The sequence below is a fragment of the Chromohalobacter sp. 48-RD10 genome (assembly GCF_029889785.1).
GTDB lineage: Bacteria > Pseudomonadota > Gammaproteobacteria > Pseudomonadales > Halomonadaceae > Chromohalobacter.
In genome coordinates this window covers 1-7,025 of sequence record NZ_JARANX010000042.1, presented here as the reverse complement: position 1 = coordinate 7,025, position 7,025 = coordinate 1, and the positions used below count along the sequence as shown (strand labels likewise).

Annotated in this window: 5 protein-coding genes and 1 pseudogene; 5 read left to right on the top strand and 1 reads right to left on the bottom strand. The window is 51.0% G+C overall.

The genetic code is table 11. From position 1 onward, the window contains the following. The first annotated feature begins 586 nt into the window (after nucleotides 1-586). From OP496_RS16245 to OP496_RS16235, 3 genes are all read left to right on the top strand, one after another. A complete protein-coding gene (locus OP496_RS16245; protein ID WP_280564834.1) occupies nucleotides 587-1,270 on the top strand; it encodes a hypothetical protein in 684 nt (227 codons plus the stop codon). 91 nt (nucleotides 1,271-1,361) lie between these two features. Next, the gene (locus OP496_RS16240; RefSeq protein WP_280564833.1) at nucleotides 1,362-2,888 is read left to right on the top strand and encodes an ATP-binding protein; all 1,527 of its coding nucleotides are present in this window, start codon (nucleotides 1,362-1,364) and stop codon (nucleotides 2,886-2,888) included. Nucleotides 2,889-2,999: 111 nt separating this feature from the next. Next, the gene (locus OP496_RS16235) at nucleotides 3,000-3,299 is read left to right on the top strand and encodes a hypothetical protein (protein WP_280564832.1); all 300 of its coding nucleotides are present in this window, start codon (nucleotides 3,000-3,002) and stop codon (nucleotides 3,297-3,299) included. 809 nt (nucleotides 3,300-4,108) lie between these two features. On the opposite strand, the gene OP496_RS16230 is transcribed toward OP496_RS16235, so the two are convergent. Beyond that, nucleotides 4,109-4,843: an SDR family oxidoreductase gene (locus tag OP496_RS16230; protein WP_280564831.1), complete on the bottom strand. Its 735-nt coding sequence runs from the start codon at nucleotides 4,841-4,843 to the stop codon at nucleotides 4,109-4,111. A 94-nt stretch (nucleotides 4,844-4,937) separates the two neighbouring features. On the opposite strand from OP496_RS16230, the gene OP496_RS16225 reads away from it, so the two are divergent. Together OP496_RS16225 and OP496_RS16220 are read left to right on the top strand one after the other, a co-directional pair. After that, entirely contained in the window at nucleotides 4,938-5,303 is a 366-nt protein-coding gene (locus OP496_RS16225; RefSeq protein WP_280564830.1) for a helix-turn-helix domain-containing protein, read from the top strand. A gap of 1,370 nt (nucleotides 5,304-6,673) precedes the next feature. Beyond that, nucleotides 6,674-6,898, top strand: a pseudogene (locus OP496_RS16220) (aldehyde dehydrogenase family protein); the annotation flags it as partial. Nucleotides 6,899-7,025: the final 127 nt, after the last annotated feature.

Below are 7,025 nucleotides of genomic sequence, written 5' to 3'. Positions count from 1 at the left end.
TGCTGCTCATGGTAGCGAACGACCCGAAGTTTGAACGCCGTCGAATACCTGGTCATGGAAAGACCCCTTACGATTGGAGTGGTGTCCAATTTTCAGGGGTCAGTTCATCACTCGGCGCGGGCGTTTTTGTGTCTACGCCTTTCGTGTAGCGCTATGTTAATCGACGTTAAATTAAGCTAGGTTAAGTATTGTTTGGTGCTGCCGATACAACCTGATGAACCGGGTGGTGAAGCGTTCAGTGCTTTACCTGGCGGTAGCGTGGGTGAAACGGTAGCGGGGCAGGGGATCGTGTTGGTCCCAAAGTGATAGGGCCGGCAAAGGCAGCAGGCACGCGAATTCTGCATAACGCGCCGAATTTTTATTAGTATTTTTTAAAATCAAAAGCTTAAGAGCGAAAATGCTGGCTCGATAAGATTGTTGAACGCGCCTGCTCGTTCAAGTGGTAAAACGAGCGGGCTGTCTAATATCTGTTATAGTTCTTGTGTGGCATTGAGTTATCTTTGAGAGTTAATTAATGATCAATAGCTTGCCGTTGGTAGATGTTTTTGCCTCACCTCTCGAGGTATGGGATATGAGGCGCCCAACTATGGAAGAGATCACGAGTGGCGCTGTTTCTATTTTTCATGCGCTCATTAAAGACCGGTTGGTCGCAAGAATTAATAATCCATATGACGCTGCCAACTACACACTGTTGAATCTGGGCTGCACTAGATTGGATGAGCTAATTGAGGATGAGTTGAATAACTCAGCGGCGTATCAACAGATGCGAAGCTTAATGCCCTCTAAAACACCCAGAGTGTTATCCGATTTTCAGAATAGATTTCAAAGCTCCCAGTTTGGGGATGTTTCTGATGCTATAAATGCTGTTGGGAAAACCACGGCTGTCGGTCAAATTTTATTTCATGGTGGATACTGGCCTTATGCTGTCGGACAGACAGTGGTGAGCGCAAGACCTTTATCTACAAGCTTTTCTCCTCATATGGCTTGCCAGAATGCAATATGGGCTGGTAAAGCTTATGATGCTGGTGAATTACACCTTATGATAATGCGTGTAGTAAACCCTAGTGCAAATGCGTTTTGTTTCCGTATGCGAGGTACTAGCAAGGGGCACGAAAAAGAGGTTCTTTTTTCAGCCGGAGCACGTATCACTTTGCGCAATAAAATATTAGTTAAAAATTATGGTAAGGCCTACAAAGCATGCTGTGCACATGCTGGAAATGTGTTAAAGAAACCCATTCCATATTACATATTGGAGATAGATGTATCTTAGCGACCTATAACAAAGCATTGCAGCGGACAAGCCGCTGAATGCGGCGTTAGGTGACCAAATACTGGGCTTTCGATGGCAAGGAGCTGCAAAAATGAAGATAGAAAAAATAAAAATCCAAAACTTCAGGTCTTATCGTGAAGAAATTTCAGTCGACTTCAATGACTTGAATATTTTTGTTGGTAAGAATGATATAGGAAAGTCTACGATTCTTGAAGCCCTAGATATCTTTTTCAACGAAAACAAAGGCGTTGTAAAGATCGACAGAGACGATATCAATAAGGCAGGGGGCGATGTTGATGACACGGAAATTAAGATAAGTGTTATTTTTAGCGAATTGCCATATTCTCTTACGATCGATTCAACCAATCCAACCACCTTTCGGGAAGAATATCTATTGAACAAAGACGGTCTCTTAGAGATCGTTAAAAAGTATCCCAATGCAGGAAAAGAAAAGGTATTCGTAAGGGCTTATCATCCTACGAGCCCTGGGTGCTCGAACTTGTTGTTGAAAAAACATGCCGACCTTAAGAAATTACTGACCGAAGACATGGCCTGTGAAAACCGGTCAAAAAGTGCTGAGATCAGAAAATCTCTTTGGGAGCACTATTCTGCTGACCTGCAGCTTGCTGAGATTGATGTCGAGCTCGCAAAGCTTGAAGCGAAGAACACATGGGAACGGGTAAGAAACTACCTTCCACTCTATACTCTTTTTCAATCGGATCGAAAGAACAGCGATGGTGATAACGAGATTCAAGATCCAATGAAACTCGCAGTTCAGGAGATATTGAAAGATGAGGATTTACGGCGAGCGCTTGATAGTGTCGCAGAGAGTGTGGAAGAAAAGCTAAAAGAAGTTTCCGATAAAACTCTAGAAAAACTGAGAGAAATGAATCCGGAGGTGGCAAATAGTTTGTCACCAGTTATACCGCCAGCAGACAGCCTAAAATGGCCAGATGTTTTCAAGAATGTATCGATAACTGGTGATGATGATATTCCCATTAATAAACGGGGAAGCGGTGTAAAGAGGTTGGTTCTACTCAATTTTTTTAGAGCGGAAGCAGAAAGGAGACGAGATGACGAAAATATTCCCTCAATAATCTATGCCGTTGAAGAGCCGGAAACGTCACAACACCCTAGTCACCAAAGAGCGTTAATAGAGGCGTTTATTGACCTAGCAGGTTCCGATAATACCCAGATTCTTCTCACCACTCATAGCCCTTCTATCGTAAAGCTATTGGACTTCGAGCACATTAAGCTAGTGAAAGGAGGTGCTGCAAAAGAGGTTGTGGATGTTGAGCGGGGCGATTTGCCCTATCCATCTTTAAACGAAGTTAACTATTTGGCTTTCGGCGAATCTAATGAGGAATACCATAATGAGCTATATGGCTTTATAGAGAGTGAGGGGTGGCTAACCGATTACAAGGATGGAATGCCAACGATTCCATATATAAGGTTGCGGCCGAATGGAAACACGGTAAACGAACATAAAGTACTTAGTGAATATATTCGGCACCAAATTCATCACCCTGAGAATACTCACAACCCGAGATTTAAAAACGAAGAACTTCAAAACTCCATTGGCGAGATGCGAGCGTTTGTTGAAAATAATCAGGCATAGGTCATGTCACACCTAACAATTCGCGCCACGCGGACGCTGGTTTCAAGCCAGCCGCAAATGCCGGCGTTATTCTAAATTATCGATATTTTTTAAAAGTATAAGGAATTTTGAATGGAGAAGACTCTGTTTACCACTGAAAACCTACCTCAGGGTTTGGTTGTCAAAGATGTATTTGGAATGATTCAGGTAACTGGCGCCGTAGAGGTCTCAAATAAAGGAATGATGCGTGGTCTCTTTGAGCGGAAGAAAAATGAGTATCAAGAGGTTATAGAGTCTTTCGTGAATAGCGCTCCTGACGAAACCAATGCCATTTTGGGGGTGCAGGTATCAACTTCATCTCAACAATTCAGAAACGGCACATTTCTATATATAACCTATATTGGAACGCCGGCGATCATAGAGGGGCAGTAGCCAAACCAATGCCAGTCACGGTGACATCTACTACATTGCGGCTTCGTCTCCATTCCGTGGCCGCGCATGCTGGCTAGCGTTGGGCGGTCGAGGGATCAGACGGAGCGGTGAATGATTGATCGAGCATTAGGCATTGTTGGAGTCGCGATATCCATCCTAACGGGCTTTGCTCAGTGGTTGTGGCCGGATATCCCGATATGGCTAGCCGCAGTCGGTTTTACGTTGGGCGCAATCTTGATCGTCGTAGCAGTTGTGTTGCTACTGGGATCCGTTTTCCGCGGAAAACCGAAAGAAGCGATTTCTGCTGCACCGCCTCCCAGTCGAGGGGGGAGTGGTGGTCACGCGAGGGTGGCTGGAAGCGGTACCGCTATCGGTGGAGCCGGCGGAAACGCTGGCGCGCCTGGTGCTGGCCAAGGCGGCAATGGAGGCAGCGCTGAAGTAGAAGGCGACGGATTCGCGTTGGGTGGCGAAGGTGGTGAGGCCGGTCAAGCAGACCGGGGAGGCCGCGGCGGCCGAAGTCCGCTCGAGGTTCTCGGAGTTCCGAACCAACAGCTTCCCGATGGAAGCTGGCTTTGGGATAAGGGCCGGGGCGGAGACGGAGTCTCCCCGCAGAAGGCCGGGAATCCCAAAGATTCCGCCTCTGAACCCGGAGAGGGCTCTGGAAGCAATCAGTCGTGAGTCCGAAATCGCCCAACAAATCGCTCCAGTCGTCGCAGCGAAGCTGCGTGGCTGAGCGCAGCCGTTGGGCGTCGAGAACTGATCAAACCAAGCTGGTGAACTATGACTGAAGGCACCGCTGTTACGAGCCCCTAAACTTGCGCGTAGCCCCCGTCAACGAACACCTCGCTCCCCGTCATGAAGCTGCTGTCGTCGGATGCCAGGAACGCCACCGCGCCTGCGGTTTCCTTGGGATCGCCCAGACGCTCAAGCGGTACGGTCCGGTTCATCTCGCTCAGGGCTTCGGATGGGAGTAGTTCCATCAGCTTGTCTGTTTTGGTCGGGCCAGGAGACATAACGTTCACGCGAATGCCGGTGCCCCTGAGATCATGGGCCCAACTGCGCACCAGATTTCGGACGGCCGCCTTGGAGGCGCTGTAGATGCTCATCGCGGGGGTGCCCATGCTGCCCACCGTGGAACCGGTGAGGATGATGGAGCCGCCGTTCGTCATCAGGGGCAGGGCCTTCTGGACGGTGAAGAGGGTGCCTTTGACGTTGATGTCGAAGATGTAGTCGCAGTGCTCCTCGGTGATCTGTCCCAGGCTGGCGAATTCGCCGACGCCTGCGTTGGCCACCAGAACGTCCAGGTGTCCTTTTTCTTTCTGGATCGTTTCGAAGACTCGGTCGAGATCCTCCGGCTTCGTCACATCCGCCTGGACGGCCCGGGCGTTGGCTCCCAGTGCCTTAGCCGCGTTGTCGAGGACGTCCTGGCGCCGTCCGGTAATGAAGACGAAGGCCCCTTCGTCGATAAGGCGTTGGGCCGAGGCCAAGCCGATGCCGCTGGCGCCGCCTGTGATCAATGCGATTTTACCGTGTAGCCGATTCATGGCTGGGTCTCCATATGTGTTGACTCGATTCGCTTTCACGATATATAAGACGCTTACAAATGTTCAAGTATGCACCTTTTGGTAAGTACTCGTTATGGCGAAAGAAAACTCAGAAAACCCACGTTTCATTTGCGGCCTGCATGCGACGCTGCACGTGATCTCCGGGAAGTGGAAGCCGTTGATTCTGTTCTTTTTCGACAAAGGACCGACGCGTTACGGCGAGCTCAAGCGAAGCGTCCGGGGCGTGAGCGACAAAATGTTGATCCAGCAGTTGAAGGAGCTCGAGTCCGACGGCATCGTCCAGCGAACCGACTATGGAGAGATCCCGCTGCGCGTCGACTACTCGCTGACGTCCTTCGGGGCGAGTCTGGTGCGGGCCATGGAGCCCCTTTGCGGCTGGGGCGAAGAGCACGAAGAGGACATTGCCGCGGCGATGGACCGCCGGAAAACCAGCCGGTAGAAAGCGAAGTGCTCCGCCCAGAAAGCCGCCCTGTTCAGCTTCCCCTCCTGAACCACCCCCACGGCTGAACCCTACGCCCGCGCCGCTCAAAACGGCGCGGGCGTTTTTGTGTCTACGCCTTTCGTATAGCGACATGTTAATCGGCGTTAAATTAAGCTAGCTTGGGTAATTAAGGGCTTGCCTTCTTAGGAAGCGCAAATAAGCCCCGGTACATTACTGAGGCCGTTGCGGTGGCGCATGAAGTGCTGCACCTTGGCGGTAGCGTAGCCGGGATGGTGGCGGGGCAGGGCTGGTGTCAGCTCCAACGTGAATGAGCTGGAAAAGGCAGCAGGCACGCGAATTCTGTATAGATTGCCGAGTTATTCTTGATTTGGTTTTAAACCAATAAATTAAGTGTGAAAAAGGTGGGCTAGGTAAGATTTTTGAATGCGCAGGAGTTTTCAAGTGGGTAAATGAGCGCACCAGCTAATACCTGTAGGATATCGGAGGGGCTATGAAGCGGCCGAAGCCACCGAAACCGCCGAAGCCACCAGATAGACCTCAGAATCCGCGGATATCAAGGCCGCCGGGGAAATCTGAATGGGTGAGGGCGCATTGGCGCTGGGATTACGGAAATCGTCAGTGGGAGTGGGTCAAAGGCCACTGGCGCAAGTAGGGTGCGAGTGCACTGAACCGCATCTGCCCAAGTCGGAGGAGGAGCGATATGTACAAAGTCGGTGAAAAGCCAGGAGTTGGAAGGTATTGCTGCACAAATTGCGATTGGAGTGCACGATTGGACGACGCGTCGGACCGTCTCCCGCCGTGTGGCAATTGCGGTAAAGGACACAACACCACCTATCGGAAGTGTTGAAATCCAACAACGGGCATCAGCCGACGCGGCAAAGCCGCGCGGCTGATGCCTGGCCGTCATAAAGTATACGAAGAAGAGGCTTTGAGCCTTCACCGTCTCTTCCAGGCAAACCCTGCTGACGAGCCGGTGAGATTCCGGCGAAAAGAGACCACGATAAAAAGGAGCTAGCTATGGCTGTTAAGCATACGCCTACTGGTGTAGTCCATAGTGGAAATAAAGGTGGCACTACTGGTTGCGGCTACAATACCAGAGAAAATCCGAGCCATTGGGTTCAATCCCATGAGCGTATCAATTGTGATAAAAATGGGTGCAAGAATTAATGCATAACAAGCTCAGGCACAGCGATGTGGACTTCTCCCGGTTTAGTGGACACGCATCGATAACTCCCACGGAGGAGAAAGCTGATGCCCGCAATAATCACGGGGAAGAATGCGCAACGTTACAGCACTGAGTTCAAAGTGAAGGTGGTCGAGTGGATCCATCAGCTTGTAAGGAAAAGCTGTCATCACGTCGAAGAGAGCGCCGCTTTGCCGACGCCATCGAAGTCGGCATGGTCGGCATCAACGTCCCGCTCCCAGTGCCGGTCGCCTTCCACAGCTTTGGCGGCTGGAAGGACTCGCTGTTCGGCGACCTGCACGCCTACGGCCCCGACGCCGTGCGCTTCTACACCCGCCGGAAGGCCATCTCCCAACGCTGGCCGAAGCGCAGCGACCAGGAAACCGCCCAGTTCAGCTTCCCCTCCTAAGCCACCCGCACCGCTGAACCCCACGCCCGCGCCGCTCACTGAACTGACCCCCGATTGTTGGACGGTTGGTTCCCTTAACCGGTGGCTATGGCCTGAGCCCTGTATTGCACGGGGCTCAGGCCTTTTA